Origin of the sequence: Micromonospora globosa (genome assembly GCF_000717585.1) — a bacterium.
Lineage (GTDB): Bacteria > Actinomycetota > Actinomycetes > Mycobacteriales > Micromonosporaceae > Micromonospora > Micromonospora aurantiaca.
Genome location: NZ_JNZR01000004.1, coordinates 18,812 through 38,423 on the forward strand (window position 1 = coordinate 18,812; position 19,612 = coordinate 38,423).

General features: G+C 71.8%; 13 protein-coding genes and 1 pseudogene. 8 read left to right on the forward strand and 6 right to left on the reverse strand.

The window, feature by feature from the left end; translation table 11 throughout:
* Positions 1 to 150 precede the first annotated feature (150 nt).
* The gene (locus tag IF06_RS0106135) at positions 151 to 3,156 is read right to left on the reverse strand and encodes an AfsR/SARP family transcriptional regulator (protein ID WP_030269520.1); all 3,006 of its coding nucleotides are present in this window, start codon (positions 3,154 to 3,156) and stop codon (positions 151 to 153) included.
* A 583-nt stretch (positions 3,157 to 3,739) separates the two neighbouring features.
* On the opposite strand from IF06_RS0106135, the gene IF06_RS0106140 reads away from it, so the two are divergent.
* The 5 genes and pseudogenes from IF06_RS0106140 (at position 3,740) to IF06_RS0106160 (ending at position 9,473) form a co-directional block, all read left to right on the forward strand.
* Positions 3,740 to 6,268, forward strand: coding sequence for a putative bifunctional diguanylate cyclase/phosphodiesterase (locus IF06_RS0106140; RefSeq protein WP_396852466.1), 2,529 nt, complete (start codon positions 3,740 to 3,742; stop codon positions 6,266 to 6,268).
* A gap of 40 nt (positions 6,269 to 6,308) precedes the next feature.
* Entirely contained in the window at positions 6,309 to 7,652 is a 1,344-nt protein-coding gene (locus tag IF06_RS0106145) for a glycosyltransferase 87 family protein (RefSeq protein ID WP_030269522.1), read from the forward strand.
* A pseudogene (locus IF06_RS32000) lies at positions 7,649 to 8,282 on the forward strand (phosphoribosyltransferase). Before IF06_RS0106145 ends, IF06_RS32000 begins: the two are co-directional and overlap by 4 nt.
* Positions 8,283 to 8,305: 23 nt before the next feature.
* Positions 8,306 to 8,698 carry a zf-TFIIB domain-containing protein gene (locus tag IF06_RS0106155; RefSeq protein WP_013477518.1) on the forward strand — a complete coding sequence of 131 codons (393 nt, stop codon included), beginning with the start codon at positions 8,306 to 8,308 and terminating at the stop codon, positions 8,696 to 8,698.
* A gap of 94 nt (positions 8,699 to 8,792) precedes the next feature.
* Positions 8,793 to 9,473 carry a maleylpyruvate isomerase N-terminal domain-containing protein gene (locus tag IF06_RS0106160; protein WP_030269523.1) on the forward strand — a complete coding sequence of 227 codons (681 nt, stop codon included), beginning with the start codon at positions 8,793 to 8,795 and terminating at the stop codon, positions 9,471 to 9,473.
* A 6-nt stretch (positions 9,474 to 9,479) separates the two neighbouring features.
* On the opposite strand, the gene dnaB is transcribed toward IF06_RS0106160, so the two are convergent.
* Positions 9,480 to 12,299 carry a replicative DNA helicase gene (dnaB, locus tag IF06_RS0106165; protein ID WP_030269524.1) on the reverse strand — a complete coding sequence of 940 codons (2,820 nt, stop codon included), beginning with the start codon at positions 12,297 to 12,299 and terminating at the stop codon, positions 9,480 to 9,482.
* Between the two features lie 399 nt (positions 12,300 to 12,698).
* Between dnaB and IF06_RS0106170 the strand changes: the two genes are divergently transcribed.
* Positions 12,699 to 14,402, forward strand: a complete 1,704-nt coding sequence (locus IF06_RS0106170) for a hypothetical protein (RefSeq protein ID WP_030269526.1) — start codon at positions 12,699 to 12,701, stop codon at positions 14,400 to 14,402.
* Between the two features lie 66 nt (positions 14,403 to 14,468).
* On the opposite strand, the gene rplI is transcribed toward IF06_RS0106170, so the two are convergent.
* The 4 genes from rplI to rpsF form a co-directional block, all read right to left on the reverse strand.
* On the reverse strand, positions 14,469 to 14,915 hold the full coding sequence (gene rplI / locus IF06_RS0106175; RefSeq protein WP_013289354.1) for a 50S ribosomal protein L9: 447 nt from the start codon (positions 14,913 to 14,915) through the stop codon (positions 14,469 to 14,471).
* 14 nt (positions 14,916 to 14,929) lie between these two features.
* A complete protein-coding gene (rpsR, locus tag IF06_RS0106180; RefSeq protein ID WP_013289355.1) occupies positions 14,930 to 15,169 on the reverse strand; it encodes a 30S ribosomal protein S18 in 240 nt (79 codons plus the stop codon).
* Between the two features lie 41 nt (positions 15,170 to 15,210).
* A complete protein-coding gene (locus IF06_RS0106185) occupies positions 15,211 to 15,738 on the reverse strand; it encodes a single-stranded DNA-binding protein (RefSeq protein ID WP_018788497.1) in 528 nt (175 codons plus the stop codon).
* Between the two features lie 81 nt (positions 15,739 to 15,819).
* Positions 15,820 to 16,110: a 30S ribosomal protein S6 gene (gene rpsF, locus IF06_RS0106190; RefSeq protein ID WP_013289357.1), complete on the reverse strand. Its 291-nt coding sequence runs from the start codon at positions 16,108 to 16,110 to the stop codon at positions 15,820 to 15,822.
* Positions 16,111 to 16,744: 634 nt separating this feature from the next.
* Here rpsF and IF06_RS0106195 point away from each other — a divergent pair.
* Positions 16,745 to 17,527, forward strand: a complete 783-nt coding sequence (locus IF06_RS0106195) for a deoxyribonuclease IV (protein ID WP_013289358.1) — start codon at positions 16,745 to 16,747, stop codon at positions 17,525 to 17,527.
* The gene (locus IF06_RS0106200; RefSeq protein WP_030269529.1) at positions 17,524 to 19,602 is read left to right on the forward strand and encodes a hypothetical protein; all 2,079 of its coding nucleotides are present in this window, start codon (positions 17,524 to 17,526) and stop codon (positions 19,600 to 19,602) included. Before IF06_RS0106195 ends, IF06_RS0106200 begins: the two co-directional genes overlap by 4 nt.
* Positions 19,603 to 19,612: the final 10 nt, after the last annotated feature.

Here is a 19,612-nt window from a genome sequence, read left to right on the forward strand (position 1 = left end):
CGCCCCTCCCTCACCTGCCCACCGCCGATTCGCTGGGGGGAACTGACGGTGGGGGCCTCGTTCGGCCGGGTCCGCTCTGGCGCTGAACCCTCCCCGTGGCCGATGCCGGGGACGCTAACGAACGCCGCGATAAGAAATCGATAAGCCGGTTCAGGCCGGCGTCTCGACGAGCTGCCGGCGCAGGTCGTGGCGCTCGGGCGCACCCATCCGCTCGAAGATCGCCAGCGCGCGCTGCCGGTACCGTCGCGCCTGCGCCGGCTCCTTCTCCGCAAGATGTCCGGCCAGGCCGTCCAGGGCGCGGGCCTGCTCGTACGGATGGCCGATCCGGGTGGCGATGGCGAGTGCCTCCTCGAAGACGGCCACCGCTTCGTCGGCTCGCCCCGTGGCTCCCAGGGTGACGGCCAGCTCGTTGCGTGCCTGGGCCTGGACGTGCCGCTCGCCGGATGCGGCGGCGGCCTCGATGGCGGCCTCGTGGTGCCGCAGCGCGTCGTCGTAGCGGCCGAGTTGCCGGTAGGTGCCGGCGAGGTCGCTGAGCGTCTCGGCACGGCCGAAGCCGTTGCCGGTGCGATCCCGGAGCGCGAGCGAGGCTCGGAGCAGGCGCTCCGCCGCCGCGTTCTGTCCCAGGCGGCATCTGAGGCCACCGAGATGCCCCAGTGCGTTCGACATGTGGAACGGATCCTGCTTGATCCGGGCGGCGAAGAGGTGCAGCCGATGAACCGCCGTCGACTCGTCGTAACGACCGAGGTAGCGCAGTGTCAGGCCGAGGTTCGGCAGGACCGGTAGGGTGTCCAGCGCACAGCTGCGCAGCGTCATGCGGTTGGCTTCGAGCGACTGGTGGAGCCGCCCGGTCAGCCAGTGCACGGCGCCGAGGTTGAACCGTGCCCGCTGGGCGCCCGATTCGTCACCGAGCCCGGTGAGGATCGACACGACCTCGTGCAGGTGTGCCGAGGCGTCCTGGTAGGCGCCGGTGCGTACGCACGCCGAGGCGAGATAGTTGTGCATGAGGGCCACGGCGTGCCGGTCCCCGCACCGCTGGGCGGCGGCGAGACCCACCGCGTGCGTGGCCGATATGTCGTCGAAGTAACCGCGTATGTAGAAGAACCGCCAACCGGCGCGAGCCAGACGCCACGCCATCGGTTCATGGCCCTGGTCAGCCGCCTGACGGACGAAGGCGTCCAGGTTCGACCGCTGTTCCTCCAGCCAGTCCAGGTCGCGGTCGACGCGTCCGGCGAGCAGATCCGGTCGAAGCGGTTCTCCGAGCCGCAGGTGCTGCGCGAGCACCCGGCCGTCCTCGATCGACGCGGACGCCCGCACCACCGAGTGCAACACGTGATCCAGCAGGTTCCGGATCGCCGGTCGCCCGGTCGTCGGCTCGTCCTCCTGCCGGGCCAGTTCGGCGGCGTAACGCCTCATCAGGTCGTGCAGGCGGTACCGGCCGGCCGAGGTCTCCTGCACGAGGTGGCGGTCCACCAGTTCGTCGAGGACGTCCGCCGCGTCCCGCAGGGGCAGGTCGGTGAGGGCGGCGACCATGGCGGTGTCGAGGTGGTTCCCGGCCGCCAGCCCGAAGGATCGGAAGGCTTTCCGGCACGCCTCGTCGAGCGGCTCGTACGACTCGGCGAACGCCTCCACCACGCTTCGCGCCTCGGCGCGGAGACCGGGGAGGAAGATCGACCTGTGGCTCAACCTGTCGACGAGGTCGGCGATCCGCCAGTCGGGCCGATGTGCCAGCCGGGTGCCGGCCAGTCCGACAGCGAGAGGGAGGCAGCCGCAGATGGCGACCAGTTGTCGCGCGGCCTCCGGCTCGGCCGCCACCCGGCCGCTCCCGATGAGGGTGGCGAGCAGTTCGAGCGCCTCGGCCTCGGCGAGGACGGCGAGGGACACCGGCGGTCGTTCGGTGAGTGCCAGCAGGCGCCGCCGGCTGGTGACGAGGACGACGGCCGATCCGGAGACGGGTAGCAGCGGCTCGACCTGCCGGCTGTCGGCGGCGTTGTCGAGCACCACCAGCACCGAACGCGCGGCCAGTTCGCGCCGCCACATCTCCTGCCGGCCGGGCAGTTCCAGCGGTATCCGGCCGGCCGGCACACCCAGTTGGTGAAGCAGCGTGTCCAGGGCCACCGTGGGCCGCATCCGTGTTCGCGTGCTGTGTCCCCGCAGGTCGACGAAAAGTTGCCCGTCGGGGAAGCGCTCGGCCGACCGGGAGGCCACATGCAGGGCGAGGGTCGTCTTGCCGCAGCCCGCCATGCCGTCGATCACCCGGATCGTCGGACCCTGCCCGGATGCCTCCCGCACTTCGCACAACAATCGATCGACCATTTCCTCCCGGCCGACGAAATCCATCACCGTCCGCGGCAACCAATTGCGCTTATGAGCACCACTCCGGATCGTCTCCACCTCGCGCGCCGATTCCGGAATCCGGCGTCGCGCCCGGGTGGCCGCCACACGAAGTCGTTCCATCTCCGCGCTGGGTGGCACCCCGAGCTGATCGGACAACGCCTCGCGAGTGGCGCGGTAGACGGCCAGGGCGCCCCCTGCGTCGCCGGTCTGGATGAGCGCGCGCATCAGGAGACACTGCGCCCGCTCGCGCAGCGGCTGATGCGAGACGTGGTCACGCAGTAACGACACCGCTGATTCGGGGCGCCCGAGGTTGAGATATGCCTCTGTCAACAGTTCCAGCGCCGCCTGCCGTTCCTGACTCACGGCCTCGCGCTGAACGGTGAGTGCCGGCCCCAGCGCCAACCCTGCGAGCAGTGGGGCCGCCGCGCCGACCACCTCGACGAGCACCGGGACGGCCTGCGCCGACCGCCCCTCCCGCATCAACTCCCGGGCGCGGCGCGAGCGCACGTTCAGTCGATGCAGATCGATCAGCTTCTCGTCGATGAGAAGTCGATAGCCGCCCGGTTCACGGACGATCCTCGCTTCGTCGTCCGCACCCGAGCCGAGACTCCGCCGCAGATTGGCGGCGTAGGTCCGGACGTTTGCGATCGCCGACCGTGGTGGAGCGTCCGGCCACAGCTCGTCCACCAGGTCATGAACCGTGACCAGCCGGTTGGCCCGCGCGACGAGTAGCGCGAACACCAACTGCTGCTTGGGCGTTCCAAGCGGAAGGTCCACGGCGCCGAGTCGCGCCGCCAAGCCCCCGAGAACCCGGATTTCCATGCTGCTGTTCCAGCCTCAGTGGGCACCCGCCCACCACGAAGCGACAGCGTAATCGATTCGTCACAGAGGCGTCGCCCCGGGCTCAGGCGCTGGTCGCCGCCGTCGTCCGACACGTCTGCCGAAGTCACCCGAAGCACGGTTGTAATGTTTCGCCGCCGCAGCGACGCTACACACGGACCGAGTGGTATCGCGCTATTCGATGCGCTCAGCGACGGCCCGGGTACCTAAAGGAGACAGTCGGCTTCGCTCCGCAAGCAGGCCATGGACAGAACGTCATTTAACCCGCAATAGTTACTTATATTGCGCATACCGACATTAATTCTTTCAGACCAACTCGAATATCCCCTAATCTGCCTTCAGTCAGCAAGGCGCGGATACGCGCAAAGAAGGCACAGGGCGCCGGCGGCAATGAGCGGCAGCGGATCGAAGTAACGACTTCAGTCCGTGACCATTCCGCCCCGAAGCGATATCCGAGGAGGGCAGCACAATGCGCAGCACCGAATGGGGATGAGTTTCCCGGACCCGGGTGAAGCGGTAGGCTGCCGCTCATCGCATACCGACGGTGAGCGGCGGGTGACTCGGGTTGAGCCGAACCACGGAAAGCCGAACGGCTGTCGACCCACACCTGCGCGGGATCGTCTACACGTTGGTCGCGGGGGCGACGATCGTCGCCCTCACCGCGATCTACTCCGCCCGTACACAACACCCTGACTCCGTACGTGACTTCGTCACCGTCACAGCTCTCGTCGTGACGGTGACCCTGGCCACCGTCATCAAGACCCGTCTGCGGATCCGCTCCACCACCTTTTACTTCGCCTGGGTCGAGACCGCGATCGTCATCGGCCTCGCCGTCGCTCCGCCCTCGTGGGTCGTCCTGGCCACCGGGATCGGCGTGGCGTGCGGATCAGTCACCCGCCTGGCCCCCATCAAGGTGGCATTCGCCATCGCGAAGCACACACTGGTGGCCGGCGGAGCCACTGTCGCCACCCTGCTGCTGGGAAGCGCCTGGCCGCCTCGGGAGCCACTCGGCATCGTCGTCCTGCTGGGGTTCGTCTACCTGGTGGCTGCGGTCCTCGATGACGTCCTCGCGATCCCGGTCATCGCGCTCGCCTCCCGCACACCGATCCTCCAGCAGTTCCGCGACGACCTCGACCTGCGGATCGCCGGTTTCGGCCTGCGTTTCCTGGTGGCCGCCAGCACCGTGCTCATCCTGCGGGTCGACCCCCGCCTGCTGCTCGCCGTACCGGCGCTGGTGCTCAGCCTGCACCTGGCCTACTCCAGCCGCATCCGCACCCGCACCGAGCAGCAGGCATGGCAGCGCCTGGCCCGCGCCACCGACGCCCTCAACGTGGTCGACCTCGACCAGGTGCTCACCACAGCGGTCACCGAGGCCAGCGAACTCTTCTCCGCCGACGAGGTCGAGATCGAGCTGCGCGACGGCGAACGCACCGTCCGGGGCAACGGCACGGACATCGCGTACGACGGAACAGCCCCCCGGCCCAGCGCCGTCGACGGTCAGGTCATGCCGGTCCCGCTGGAGGGCCACGACCGCACCGACGACGTAGGCGTGCTGCGGCTGCGGTTCGCCGGCCCGGTCGAACTCTCCGAACGCGAGCAGTACACCCTGCGTACCTTCGCCTCCGCCCTCTGCACCGCGGTCCGCAACGCCCAGGCGTACGCCGAACTCGCCCGCATCGCCGAGGACCACGCCTACGCCGCCACCCACGACGCCCTCACCGGCCTGTCCAACCGGCGGCACCTGCTCGACGAGGGCAGCGCCCAGCTCACCAGCCGGCACGCCGACGGCGTCACCGCCCTGGTGCTGATCGACCTCAACCACTTCAAGGAAGTCAACGACACCCTCGGGCACGGCGCCGGCGACCAGGTGCTGATCCAGGTCGCCGAACGACTCCGCGGCGCGGCCCGCCCCGACGACCTGGTCGCCCGGCTCGGCGGCGACGAGTTCGCCGTACTCCTGCGCGGCCTGCCCGCACCGGCCGTCGCCGCCCACCGCGCCGAGGCCCTGCTCGCGGCGCTGCACGACCCGCTCGACCTCGACGGCATGCGGATCAGCGTGGAGGCCAGCGGCGGCATCGCCGTCGCCCCCGCCACCGGCGGCATGGCCGAACTGCTGCGCCGCGCCGACGTGGCCATGTACCAGGCCAAACGCGCCGGCCAACGGGTCGCCACCTACGCGCCGGCCCGCGACACCGCCGACCTGAGCCGGCTCACCCTCGGCGGCGAACTGCCCCGCGCCGTCGCCGACCACGAGTTCACCGTCAACTTCCAGCCCATCGTCGACCTGGGCAGCGGCGAGGTGATCGGCGCGGAGGCACTCGCCCGCTGGCACCACCCCACCCACGGGCTCATCGACCCGCTGCGCTTCCTCGAAGCGGTGGAACGCTCCGGGCTGCTCCCCGCGTTCGCCGAGGCGATCCTCGACCAGGCCCTCATCGCCGCCGGCTCCTGGCGCGACGCCGGCTTCGACCTGCCCGTCTCGGTGAACGTGTCCCCGCGCAGCCTGCTCGACGCCCGCTTCCCCGGCGCCGTGCTGGCCCGGCTACGCGCCCACGACCTCCCGCCGGACCGGCTCGTGCTGGAACTGACCGAGACGCTCACGCTCAGCCAGCTCGACGTCGTCGACCGCGTCCTCAGCCGGCTGCGGGACTCCGGCGTCCGGCTCGCACTAGACGACTTCGGCACCGGATACTCGTCGCTCTCCCTGCTCTCCCGCATCCCCGTACACGAATTGAAGATCGACCGCAGTTTCGTCGGCGCCATGGAGACCGCGCCCGAAGCCGCCGCCGTGATCCGCTCCACCCTCGACCTCGGCCGCAGCCTCGACCTCACCGTGGTCGCCGAGGGCGTGGAGAGCGAACCGCAACGCCGCGCGCTCTGGGAACTCGGCTGCGCCGCCGGGCAGGGCCACCTGTTCGCCCGGCCACTGCCCGCAGCCGCGCTCCTCGCCGCCCTCCAGCGCGGCCACGGCGGCCGGACCGGCGCGCTCGCACCCGCGCTGCACGACGCCGGCGCCGTCATCCGCCTCCCCGGCCGCCGCACCGGCCGCACCCGCCCGTCACCCCCCGCCGCCACCGACGCCCGGCAACCCTGACCCGGCCGGGCCACCCCGCCGGTCTGCCACACTGGCCCGCGTGACCGCCCAAGCCGACCCGGCAACCCCCGTCTCCCGCCGCTGGTCGGCACTCGACACCGCCGCCGGCGGCCTCGCCCTCGACCTGGGCCTCTACGCCGCCGCCACCGTCTTCGCCGCGATCACCGCCGCCACCTCCACCCTCCCGCCGCACCGCGCCTGGGGCGCCGTCGCCACCATCGGGTACGCGCTCGCCGCGCTCGCCGCGACCACCCAGCTGCTCGCCCGCCGCCGCCACCCCGGCACCCCCCTGGCCGGCCTGCCCGCACGCTGGACCGTCGCCGGTCTCACCTGGGCCGCCACCGCGCTGCTGCCGATCGTCACGCAGAGCGTCGAACGCGCCGGCGGACGCACCGACCGCGCCCAGGAGGAGGTGATCGTCGTCGAACACGCCGGAGCCCGCCTCGCCGAGCACGGCACCCCCTACCTCGGACCCGACGCCATCGCCGCCCTGCCCCCCGGCGAGCAACTCCTCGGCTACACCCCCTACCAGCCCGGTATGGCGCTGTTCGGGCTGCCCCGTGCCGCCGTCGACGCCTGGTGGACCGACTCCCGCGTCTGGTTCGCCGTGGTCACCGCACTCACCCTCGTCGCCCTCGTCGCCACGCTGCGCGCAAGCGGCAGCCCGGGCGCACCCCGCCGCGACGCCGCCGTCCTGCGCGCCGTCCAGGCCGCCACAGTCCTGCCCGTCTGCGCGCTCACCCTCGCCACCGGCGGCGACGACCTCCCCGTACTCGCGCTCTGCCTGCTCGCCCTCGCGCTCGCCGCCGCCGGCCGACCCGGCCGGGCCGGCCTCGCGGTCGGCGCCGCCGGTGCCCTGAAGCTCTTCGCCTGGCCGGTCGCCGTCGTGCTGATCTGCTGGGCCGCCACCCGCCGGTCCGCGACCCGCACCGCCCTCGGCGCCATCGGCCTACCCGTCCTCGCCCTGGTCCCGGTACTCCTCGTCGACCGCGACGCCCTCGTCGAGAACGTGCTGCGCTTCCCGCTCGGCCACGGCCTCGTCACCAGCCCCGCCCAGTCGCCGTTCCCCGGGCACCTCATCGCCGAGACACTCCCGGCCGGCCGCGCCGTCGCCGCCGCGCTGCTCGTCGCCGCCGGAGGAGCCATCGCCGTCCGGCTGCTGCGCCGTCCGCCCCGCACCGCCGCCGCCACGGCCATCATCTGCGGGTACGGACTGCTCGCCGCGATCCTGCTGATGCCCTCCACCCGCTTCGGGTACCTGCTCTACCCGGCAGCCCTGCTCGTCCTCGCCCCCGCGCTGGCGCTCACCCGACCGGACGACAGGGCGGCATTCCCGGCAACCGCCCCGCGCGATCCGGCCGGAAGGCGTACACCTGAGGGATGACCACCTACCGCGACCGGGCCGAGGCGGGACGCGAACTCGCCGAACGACTCACCGACCTCGCCGGCCGGCCCGACGTCATCGTGCTCGGCCTGGTACGCGGCGGTGTACCCGTCGCCCGGGTGGTCGCCGACCGGCTCGGCGCACCACTGGACGTCCTCGTCGTCCGCAAGCTCGGCGTGCCCCTGGGCACCCGAGGTCGCGTACGGCGCGCTCGGCCCCGGCGGCGTGCAGGTCCTCAACGAGATGGTCGCCGGCCGGATCAGCGAGAACGACAGGGCCCAGGTCCGCCGCCGCGAACAGGCCGAACTGGAACGCCGCGAACAGCGCTACCGCGGCGGCCGCCCACCGCTCGACCTCACCGGGCGCACCGCCGTCATCGTGGACGACGGACTCGCCACCGGCGCCACCGCCCGCGCCGCCGTCCAGGTCGCCCGCCACCTCGGCGCCGTCCGCGTCCTGGTCGCCGTCCCGGTCGGATCCGAGCAGGCGTACGACATGCTCGCCGCCGACGCCGACACGGTCGTGAGCTGCCAACTCCCGCCCGACTTCGCCGCCGTAGGGGCGTACTACGAGGACTTCCACGAGGTCTCCGACGACGAGGTCACGCAGGCGCTGACCGCCACTGCGTGAAAACACCCGGTACCGTCGTTGTCATGCAGATGACCTGTCCCAAGTGCCGCGGAGAAATGCGCCAGTACGAGCGCAGCGGAGTAGTCATCGACCAGTGCGGCGAATGCCGGGGCATCTTCCTCGACCGCGGCGAGCTGGAAAAGCTGTTCGATGCCGAGGCCAACTGGAACCGGCAGCACGGCGGCGCCCCGCAGCAGGCCGCGCCGTCCGGTGCCGGCTACCCGCCACCTCCGCCGCCCCCGCCCGCCGCCGCGCCGCACCAGCCCGGCTACGGCGCCGTCCCCCCGCCCCCTCCGCCGCCGCCCGGCCACGGCTACGCGCAGCCCGCGTACGGCCACGGTCAGCAGCACCACGGCTACCACGGCCACTACCGGCGCAAGAAGAAGCACGGCTTCCTCGGCGAACTGTTCGACTGACCGCCGGCAACGCGCACGCCGGGCCGGTGCACCGCATCGACCCGGCGCGCTCGTCGGCGTGCCGCGCCTGCCGCACCGTGGCAGGCTGCTCGACATGAGCCCGATCCGGCAGCACGAGGCGCTGGCCCAGGCGTACGACGGCATCACCGCCGTGGTCACCCCGCTCGACGACGCCGGCCTGCAGCGGCCCACCCGGTGCCGCGGCTGGGTCGTCGCCGACCTGCTGTTCCACGTGCTCTGCGACGCCCAGCGCGCACTCGTCGCCCTGGCCAGCCCCGCACCCGGACCGGCCGACGTGGACGACGTCAGCTACTGGCGCGCGTTCACCCCCGGCGACGACGACGCGAGCGCCGGGCACGCCTGGTGGGCACGCCGCTCCGCCGCCGCCTTCGACCGGCCCACAGGCGTGGTCCGGCTCTGGACCGACACCGCGCCCGCCGCCGTCCGCGCGGCCACCGCGGCCGACCCCGACGGGTACGTGACGACACAGGGGCACGTGCTGCGCGTACCCCATCTGCTCGCCACACTGACCACCGAGGCGGTCATCCATCACCTGGACCTGGTGGTGGACCTGCCGGACGCGCCGCGGCCGGCGGCGGACCCGACGCGGGTCGCGGTGACCACGATGGACGGCCTGCTCAGCGACGACGCGGTACGGCCGGCCGGCTGGGACGACCACGACTACCTGTTGAAGGCCGCCGGGCGGGTGCCGCTCACCGACCGGGACCGGCTGGAACTGGGCGAGGCCGCCGGCTGGTTCCCGCTGCTCGGCTGACGTCGCTCAGACGATGGCCATGTCGACGAAGCGCGACAGGTGCAGCTGGGCCGCTACGGTGACCGTGTCGGTAGGACCATTTCTGTGCTTTGCAACAATAAAGTCTGCTTCGCCCGCTCGCGGCGACTCCTTGTCGTAGTAATCGTCGCGGTGCAGAAGAATGACAACGTCCGCATCCTGCTCAATTGAGCCTGATTCTCGCAAGTCGGACAATTGTGGTCGCTTGTCGGTGCGCTGCTCGGGGCCACGGTTCAGCTGACTCACCGCGATCACCGGGCATTCGACCTCCTTGGCCAGCAGCTTCAGGCCACGGGACAGGTCCGCGACCTCCTGCTGCCGGCTCTCGGTGCGCTTCGGCGAGGTCATCAGCTGGAGATAGTCGACGACGATCAGCTTCAGGTCGTGCTTCTGCTTGAGCCGCCGCGCCTTCGCCCGGATCTCCATGAGGTTCATGCTCGGCGTGTCGTCGACGAAGAGCGGCGCCTCGCTGATCTCACCCATGCAGCGGGCCAGCTTGGTCCAGTCGTCATCGGAGAGCTGGCCACTGCGCAGGACGTGCAGCGGCACGCGCGCCTCGGCCGAGAGGAGTCGCATGACGATCTCGACCTTGCTCATTTCCAGCGAGAAGATCGCCGACGCCTGGTTGGCGCGAATCGCGGCATTTCGGGCGAAGTCCATACTCGCCGTGCTGTTGTGCGTCGGGATCATCGAGCGGCCCGCCAGATACAGATGGTCGGGATTGTCGACAGTCACACAGCGCACCGGAACGCTCGGCACCGGACGGACGTCCACGATGAACCGCGAGTGGGAGCGGACGTCCGAGGACGTCCGGCGCCGGGCCGCATGGGCGGTCCGCTTCCGGTCCAGCCGGAAGACCGTGTCCGGGGTGGAGAAGTTCAGCGTGTACGCGATCGACGATTCCTCGGTACGGCCGCGCACCTTGCGCTCGGTCATGGTGCACCGATAGCCCAGGCTGACGACGAGTTCCCGTACGCCGTCGATCAAGCGCCGCGAGGTGGACGTGTACTGCAGGTTCCCGGTCGGCGCCACCGTGCCGTCGGTGTCCATGAGACCGGCGAGCAACGCCCGGCGCTGGGTTTCGGAGGCGCGTAGATAGTCGTCCGGAATGTGCTTGTCGTAGGCCACCCCGACCCGGCGGAGCAGGGCCAGGAAGGAGCCGTTCCGCTCGTGGCACTCGGCGCAGCGGCGGGTTGCGGGGTTCTCCCGCAGGGCACGGGTGGAGCCGCCGCAGTCGACGCAGGTGCGGTCCGCCGTCCTGGCCGGCGTGGGCAGATGCACGCTGTAGACCATGGGCCCACTCGGGCGCACCAGGAAGCCGTCCTGGGCCACGAGGTCGAGCATCTCCGCGTCCGCGGTGGTGAAGCGGCTGGCCCCGGTGTGCCCGTCGCCGAGCCACACCCCGAGGGTGTACGGCGGGACGGTCAGGTCGCGTTCCGGAAGTCGGAGCGGCGCGCAGTTCCGCACGGCGTGGTTGAGACGGCGGTCGGCCGTCTCGGTACGTAGCGTGGCCGCGATCTGCGCCGTCGTGACGATCCCGTCATGCTCGGCACGGCTGCCGGCGTTCACCGGTCGTTCCGCGCGTGCACGGAGGCCGGAAATCAACGCGCCCACCGGGTAGCCAGGAGCCGTCCGGTTGCGTGTCTTGCCGGCCCAGGTCACCGGGCGGGCGACCCGGCCGTTGGAACCCACTGTCTGCGCCACCGTGTGAAGCACGTTGCGGAATTCCGGGCCGACCTGTTCCAGGGTTTCGGCGAGAGTGACCAGGCGGTGCGGTTCGGCGGATGCAGCCATCTCGGCCGCCCGTACCTTCGCCAACGCCGGCTCGGCCCAGTGGTGCCGCCGACGTGCCTCCGGCTGGCGTCGGCTGGCCCGGGTGGTGGTCTTCCACAGGTGCTCGGCGTCCGCCACGATGACGCTTCCGTCGGAGAACTCGACCTCGTAGCAGGGGCGGTCGTACATCACGTCGAAGACGTTGGTGATCGTCGTCGGGATGCCGTCCGCGGCGAGGAGCTGCTCGCCGACGCGCACCTCACCCATGGTGGTCCAGCCCTGTGGGGTGGGCACCGGGGTGTCGAGTGCGAGCGCCTTACCGAGACCAGGCCGGCCGGCCACGATGATGAGCTGGCCGGCGTGCAGGCCGTTCAGCAGGCGGTCGAGGTCGGTGAACCCGGTCGGCACACCGGTCATCACCCCGCCCTGGGCGCCGACCGCCTCGATCTCGTCCAGCGTCGGCTGGAGCATGTCGGCCAGGACGGCGAAGTCCTCGCTGACGCGCTTCTCGGTGATCTCGTAGACGGCCTGCTGGGCGAGGTCGACGATGTCGTCGACGTCGCGGCTGCCGCTCGGGCCGGTGCCGTAGCCGAGCTGCACGATCCGGGTGCCGGCCTCGACCAGCCGGCGCAGCACCGCCCGTTCGCCGACGATTCGGGCGTAGTACGCGGCGTTCGCGGCGGTGGGCACGCTGGCGATCAGCGTGTGCAGGTAGGGGGCGCCGCCGATCCGGGCGAGGTCACCGGAGTCGGCGAGCGCGGCCGCCACGGTGATCGGGTCGGCGGGTTCGCCGCGACCGTAGATGTCCAGGATCGCGTCGAAGATGGTGGCGTGGACCGGGCGGTAGAAGTCGTTTGTCTTCAGGATCTCCACGACGTCCGCGATGGCGTCCTTGGACAGCAGCATGCCGCCGAGTACGCACTGCTCGGCGGCGACGTCCTGGGGTGGTGTCTTCTCGAACGCAGATTCGCGCGGCGGCGGCTCGGGCGATGATCCCCCGGTCCGTTCCGCACGCGTCTCGTCGGTGACCGACACGGGTTCCCCCCCTCGCTGCGTCGGATCGAGTCCAGCTGTATCGCCGGGGTATGACAACTCTCCGCCGACCCTCCGGTCGATCGGGGGTCATCGCCCGGCGGTCGGTGGACCACGATACGGAACCCGAGGTCAACCGCTCAACAAGGCCGGTGGATGAGCCTCGGGACAACCTGTGGACGCCTGGGGACAGGCATGTGCGCAGGGTGTGCACAGGGGTGTGGAAAAGTGATGGGGAATTCCGGGCTTATCGCCTCTGACCTGGGCTTTTACTATCCCCACCCTGTGGACGGAAGATTTCCGGCCGAGCTTTGTCGTCGTTCGTCCCGTACTATCGCTGCGAAACGGCGACACCTGGGACAGCGGGTTTACTTTCGGGTTGAGAGAGGTCACGCTCCGGCCGTGAGACACCGGGACTGGGGAAGCGGGGAGGACAGCCCGCGCGAGCGACGGCCGAGCGGTTCCTGGGACGAGCCCGCCGGGCCGCGCCGGGTCGACTCGTACGAGCCCGCCGGGCCGCGCCGGGTCGACTCGTACGCGCCGGAGGGCTACCGCACGGCGAGCCGGCGGCGGGCGATCGAGCGCGGCCAGGACGAGCCGGTGGAGACGTACCTTCCCCGTTGGGCGCTGGAGTCCGGGGTGAGTCGCGCGGACGGCGGCGGGCGGCATGCCGCGCCCGACGACGACGAGGTGGAGGCGCCGGCCTCAGGTGCCGGCCGGCGGGATCTGCGCGCGATCGGTGCGGGTCCGTTGTCGGACCACACCGCCGAGTGGACGATGGACGCCCCGCAGGAGCGGGGGTACGTGGGCAACCGGCGGGCGGACGAGGACGACGAGCCGGTGTCGGGGGCGGCACCCCGGAGTCGCCCGCGCCGGGCGGCGACGCGCCGGCCGCAGGTGACCTGGTCCGGGCTGCCGGAGTCGGCGGGTACGAGCGAGGGGCCGGCCGGATCGGACGGTGAACGGCCGGCGGGTCGGCGTCGCCGGTCGGCGTCGGGTTCCTCCTGGCCGCCGCCGGCGGGGTCGGACTCCGCATGGTCGCGGTCGGCGGCCTCGGACGGCGCGTGGTCCCGCTCGGGGACGGATGCCTCGTGGCCGGCGGCGGCGTCGGACGCGGGCCCGCCGGCGTCGTCGGCAGCGGAGTCGGAGCCGGCCTGGGGACGGGCGACGGCGTCCGAGTCGGAGCCGGCCTGGTCGCGGGCGACGCCATCGGAGTCGGCGCGGTCGCGGCCGGCGGCGGATCCGTGGCAGCGCCGCCGGAGCGCCGAGCGTGAGCCGGTGGAGCCGCCCGCCGTCGATCCGTGGGACGCGTCGGGCGTGCACGCCTGGGACCGGCCTGTGCCCGCGAGCCGCTGGGAGCGGGCGGAGAGCCGGTGGGACCGTACGGAGCACACGGGTGAGTGGGACCGGTTCACCGACACCGGTTTCCTGGAGCCGGTGCGGGACACCGACGACCGGTACGCGGAGGCCGATCCGTGGGACCGTTCGGCGCCGCCGGTGCGGGAGGGCTGGGCGTCGCCGGCGCGGGCCGAGGCGTTCTGGTCGGGTACCCGGCTCTCCGGTGACGACCCCCGGTGGATGGAGACACCGTCGACTGCTCCGCGTTCGCCCGCGGTGGCGTACTCGGCGCCGCGGCCGCGTACCGCGCCTCGTCGTCGCCCGGTGGAGCCGGCGGCGTCGACGTTGCGGCGGCGGGTGGAGACGATCGGCGGCGGTTCGTGGGGTCGCCGGCTGGAGGACGACCTGCTGGACCCGGATCCGGGTGGTCCGTTGCGGCCGCTGGTCTACACGGCGGCCTGCTATCTGGTTCCGGCGGTGCTGCTCGTGGTCGGCCTGCTGTTCCTGAGCGGGCAGCCTCCGGCGGGGTGCGTCACGGACATCACCGGCGGTGGTTGTGACTCGCCGCGTGCGCACGCGCTGGAGTCGTTGGTGTCGGCGGCGCCGCGGTTCGGGCTGGCGATGGTGAGCAGTCTGGTGGTGGCGGTGCTGCTGCGGCAGGTCGGGACGACGTGGCGGTCGGCGACAGTGGCGCTGGCGGCCGCGGTGGTGGGTGGTGGGCTGTCCACCGTGGTGATCAGCGCGGTGACCGGCAATCCGCTCGGCTGAGCGGCGGGGATGCGGAAAGGCCCGCACCGGCGACCGGTGCGGGCCTTTCGCGTCGTGCTTCGGGTGTCAGCCCTTGACCACGTTCAGGTCGAACTTGGCGGTCACCTCGGGGTGCAGCCGGATGCTGACCGGGTAGGAGCCGAGCGCCTTGATGTGGCCGGGCAGCTCCAGCCGGCGGCGGTCCAGGGTCGGGCCGCCGGCGGCCTTGACGGCGTCGACGATCTCGGCCGGGGTGACCGAGCCGAAGAGCCGCCCGCCGTCGCCGGCGCGGGCCTTCAGGTTGACCTTCAGACCCTCGATCTGGGTCTTGACCTCGGTGGCGTGGCCCAGGTCGCGGATCTCGCGGGCCGAGCGGGCCCGCTTGATGACCGTGACCTGCTTCTCCGCGCCCTTGGTCCAGGCGATCGCGAAGCCCTGCGGCAGCAGGTAGTTACGGCCGAAGCCGTCCTTGACCTCGACGATGTCGCCCGGAGAGCCGAGGCCGGACACCTCCTGAGTGAGGATGATCTTCATGTCCGTGCCTCCTCTCAGCGGGTCGTGGCCGTGTACGGCAGGAGCGCCATCTCGCGGGCGTTCTTGACCGCACGGGCGATCTGCCGCTGCTGCTGCGAGGTCACGCCGGTCACCCGTCGAGCGCGGATCTTGCCGCGGTCGGAGATGAACTTGCGCAGCAGCGCGGTGTCCTTGTAATCGATGTAGGTGATCCCGTCCTTGTCGAGCGGGTTCACCTTCTTCTTCGGCTTGCGAAGGGCCGCAGCCTTAGCCATTGCTCGTGCTCCTGGTTTGCGATCGCGGGCGCTCGGCGCCATCAGAACGGAGGCTCCTCGTCGAAGTTGCCGCCCGAACCACCGCGGGAGGGGGCGGGGGCAGCAGAGGCCCAGGGGTCGTCGAAGTTGCCTCCGCCGCCGCCCTGGCCGCCACCACCACCGAAGCCGCCGCCACCGCCACCGGAGCGGGACATCTTCTGCACCTTCGCCGTGGCGTAGCGCAGCGACGGGCCGATCTCGTCGACCTCCAGCTCGATGACGGTGCGCTTCTCACCCTCGCGGGTCTCGTACGACCGCTGGCGCAGTCGGCCGGACACGATCACGCGAGCGCCGCGCTGCAGCGACTCGGCGACGTTCTCGGCGGCCTGGCGCCAGACCGTGCACGAGAGGAACAGCGGCTCGCCGTCCTTCCACTCGCCGGAGGCCTTGTCCATGAAGCGGGGCGTCGAAGCGACCCGGAACTTGGCGACCGCCGCGCCGGAGGGGGTGAATCGCAACTCGGGGTCATCGGTCAGGTTGCCGATGACCGTGATGGTGGTGTCTCCTGCCATGACCATCTCCTCGCGCACTCATCTTTGTGCCGTCAGGCTCTCAGAGCCGTACGACAGCGTGGATGAGGCTTGTGATCCGGACGTGCCGGGTCTAGATGCTCAGCGCATCTCCGGGCGGATGACCTTGGTGCGCAGCACCGACTCGTTGAGTCGGAGCTGACGGTCCAGCTCGCCAACGGCCTCCGGCGTCGCCTGGAGGTCGATGACGGCGTAGATGCCCTCGGCCTTCTTGTTGATCTCGTACGCGAGGCGCCGGCGGCCCCACACGTCGGTCTTCTCCACCGAGCCACCCGCGGTCCGGATCACGTTCAGGTACGTGTCGAGCGACGGGGCGACGGTGCGCTCCTCGAGGCTGGGGTCGAGGATCACCATGACTTCGTAATGACGCAAGACGTGCTCACCTCCTGTGGGCTAAGCGGCCACGGTCCTTCCGTGGCAGGAGGTCGTGCGTCGTTGCCCGCGCCGGTGCCGGGGGAACCCGGCCGGACACACGGACAACCGGACCAGGATAGCCGGTCCGGACGATCATGGCCGGGCCGGTGGTCCCGGTGTGCCGGGTGCGGCGACAGGGGCCCACCTCCGGCGAGCCGGCAGGTGGACCCCTGTCCACGGGACCGCGGGGCGTCCCGTCCGCATTCCTTGGGTGGGACCTGGGGAGGAACGACCACACCGATGAGGTTGGATCGAAGACGCCCCGCGGAGCTTTATCGTGTTGTCACCTGGTCTGACCATACAATGGCTCTCGTCACCACTTGGGGTAAATGGAGGAATTGGTCCTACTGCTGGCCTCCCGTACCGGGATGACGAGCGGATCCCGCCCCGCAGTGCCGGGCCGCACGGCGGGGCGTCCCGTTTCCGGGGGTCCACCCTCGCCCGTCCGTGCTGTGGACCACGTGCGGGCGGAGCGTCGACCATCGATCCCACCTCGGACAACGACCGCCGGGCCGGGTGGTGACGCGGCCGACCCGCCGGGCGCCTCCCGCGAGCGCGCCGACCGTCGCAGGCGCGACGTAGGCTGCCCTGCATGCGAATCGGAGCCCACGTCGACCCGACCGACCCGCTGGCCGAGGCGGCCGCCCGGCAGGCCGAGGCGGTCCAGTTCTTCCTGGCCGACCCGCAGGGCTGGAAGGCCCCGAAGCCGCGCGAGGACGCCGAGCGCCTGCGTTCCGCCGACGTCGACCTCTACGTGCACGCGCCGTACGTGATCAACGTGGCCACGCTCAACAACCGGATCCGCATCCCCAGCCGCAAGCTGCTGCTCGCCCACGCGTCCGCCGCGGCGGACGTCGGGGCCAGAGGGCTGATCGTGCACGGCGGCCACGTCAACGCCGGCCACGACGTCGCGGTCGGCTTCGACAACTGGCGCAAGACCTTCGCGTACGCGGCGGACTCCGGCGGCTTCCCGCTGCCGGTGCTGATCGAGAACACCGCCGGCGGTGACAACGCCTGCGCCCGGCACCTCGACTCGCTGGCCCGGCTCTGGGACGCGCTCGGCGACCACGAGGTCGGCTTCTGCCTGGACACCTGCCACGCGTACGCGGGCGGCGAGGAACTGCTGGGCCTGGTCGACCGGGTGAAGGCGATCACCGGCCGGATCGACCTGATCCACGCGAACAACTCCAAGGGCGCGTTCAACTCCGGCCAGGACCGGCACGACAACCTGACCGGCGGCACCATCGACCCGGAGCTGCTGGTGGCGGTGATCCGCGCGGCCGGCGCGCCGGTGATCGTGGAGACCCCCGGCGGCGTCGAGGGCCAGGCCGCCGACATCGCGTTCCTGCGCGGGCAGTTGGGCGCGGCGGCGTGACGACCGAGCAGTCCGGAACGACCGGCCGCCGGTCCGGCGCCGAGCCCCGTCCGGACGGCGACGGCGACCCGACCGCACCAGACCGGCCGGACGACGCGACCGGGACGGCCCCGCCCGGCGAGGGTGGGACCGCCGGGGGCGGATCCGGCACGGACGACACCGCCGGGAAGAAGGCCGAGGCCCGGGACGAGGCCGCCGCCGAGGGCGACGCCCACGACGCCCGGACGAACGGCGGCGACGGCGGAACCGCCGCCGACAAGGCCGACGCCGGAGACGAGAACACAACGGGTACGGCCGACGACAAGGCCGCCGATCCCTGGTCCGCGTTCGGGCCCGCGCCGGAGCCGGTGCTCGGCCGGGCCCGCCGGGCCGTCCGCGCGGTCGGCCGGTTCCTGGTGCACGAGTGGACGCTCGCCGCCGTCGCCGCACTGGCGCTGGCCGCGGCGATGACCTGGCCCACGTTGCGCTATCCGCGGCACACGCTGCCGCAGGACTACTGGGATCCGAGCCTGCAGGCGTGGCAGATGGCGTGGTCCGGCCACATCCTGCGGACCGACCCGGCGATGCTGTGGCACGCGAACACGTTCTATCCGGAGAACTGGAGCTTCGCGTTCTCCGACACGCTCCTCGGGTACGCCCCGGCCGGCCTGATCGGGGTCGGCCCGGAGCACGCCGTGCTGCGCTACAACATCATGTTCGTGCTGGCGCACGCGCTCGCCGCGTTCGGCGCGTACGTGCTGGCCCGGCAGCTCGGCGCGGGCCGCATCGGCGGCGCGGTGGCCGGGGCGAGCTTCGCCTACGCGCCGTGGCTGCTGGCCCAGGCGGGGCACCTGCACATCCTCTCCAACGGCGGCATCCCGCTGGCGCTGGCCATGCTGGCGCGGGGTCACGGCTGGTCGCTGCGGTACGGCTACCGGCCGCGCCGCCGGCACGCGGGCTGGGCGTTCGCCGGGTGGCTGGTGGCCGCGTGGCAGCTCAGCCTGGGGTTCGGTATCGGGCTGCCGTTCGCGTACATGCTGGCCGGGACCGTTCTGGTCGCGGTGGTGCTGTGGTTCGTGCGACGGCGCCGGGTGAAGCGTCCGTTCGGGCGGCGGCTGTTCCTGGCCGACGTGTTCGGCGGGCTCGCCTTCGCCGCGGTGGGCGCGGCGCTGGCGGTGCCGTACTTCAGGGTGGCCGAGCTGCACCCGAACGCGGAACGGACGCTCGGCGACATCGGGCTCTACTCGCCGCCGGCGAGCGGGTTCTTCACCGCGCCGGCCGAGTCCCGGGTCTGGGGCGGGCTGCACGAGGGCGCCCGTGCCGTGCTGCCCTGGCATCCGGAGATGACGCTGCTGCCGGGCTTCGTGCTCTACGCGCTCGCCGCCGGTGGTCTGTTCTTCTCGGTCTGGCGGGTCCGGCACCGGATCTTCCTGCTCGCCGGCGTGCTGGTGACGATGGCGCTGGCGATGGGCACCCGGTTCTTCGGCGGCCGGTTCACCTACGTGCCGTTGTTCGACTACGTGCCGGGCTGGAGCGGGCTGCGCACGCCGGGCCGGATGATGCTCTGGACCACGCTGCTGCTGGGTCTGCTCGCGGCCGGCGCGGTCACCGCGTTCTGCATGCGGGTACGCGAGCTGGCCGCCGAGCGGGTGCCGCCGTGGCCGGGCCCGTGGCTGCGCCTGGCCACGCTGCTGCCGCTGGCGCTGGTGCTCGTGGAAGGGCTGAACGCCACGCCGCAGCCGGTGGTGCCGCGGCAGCCGGCGGCGATGCGGACTGTGGACGGCCCGATGCTGGTGCTGCCGAGCAGCCAGAACCTCGATCAGCCGGTGATGTTGTGGTCCACCGACCGGTTCCAGCCGATGGTCAACGGCGGCAGCGGTTTCACGCCGCGTTCGCAGGCCCAGATCCGCGAGGCGACAGTCAGCTTCCCGGACTACGCGAGCGTCGACTACCTGCGGCAGATCGGCGTGAAGAACGTGGTCGTGTTGCGCGACGAGCTGGAGGGCACCCCGTGGGAGGGGATGCTCGACCGGCCGGTCGACGCGCTGGGCGTGACCCGGGAGCAGGTCGGCGAGGCGGTCGTGTTCCGGCTGTAGACCGGAACAC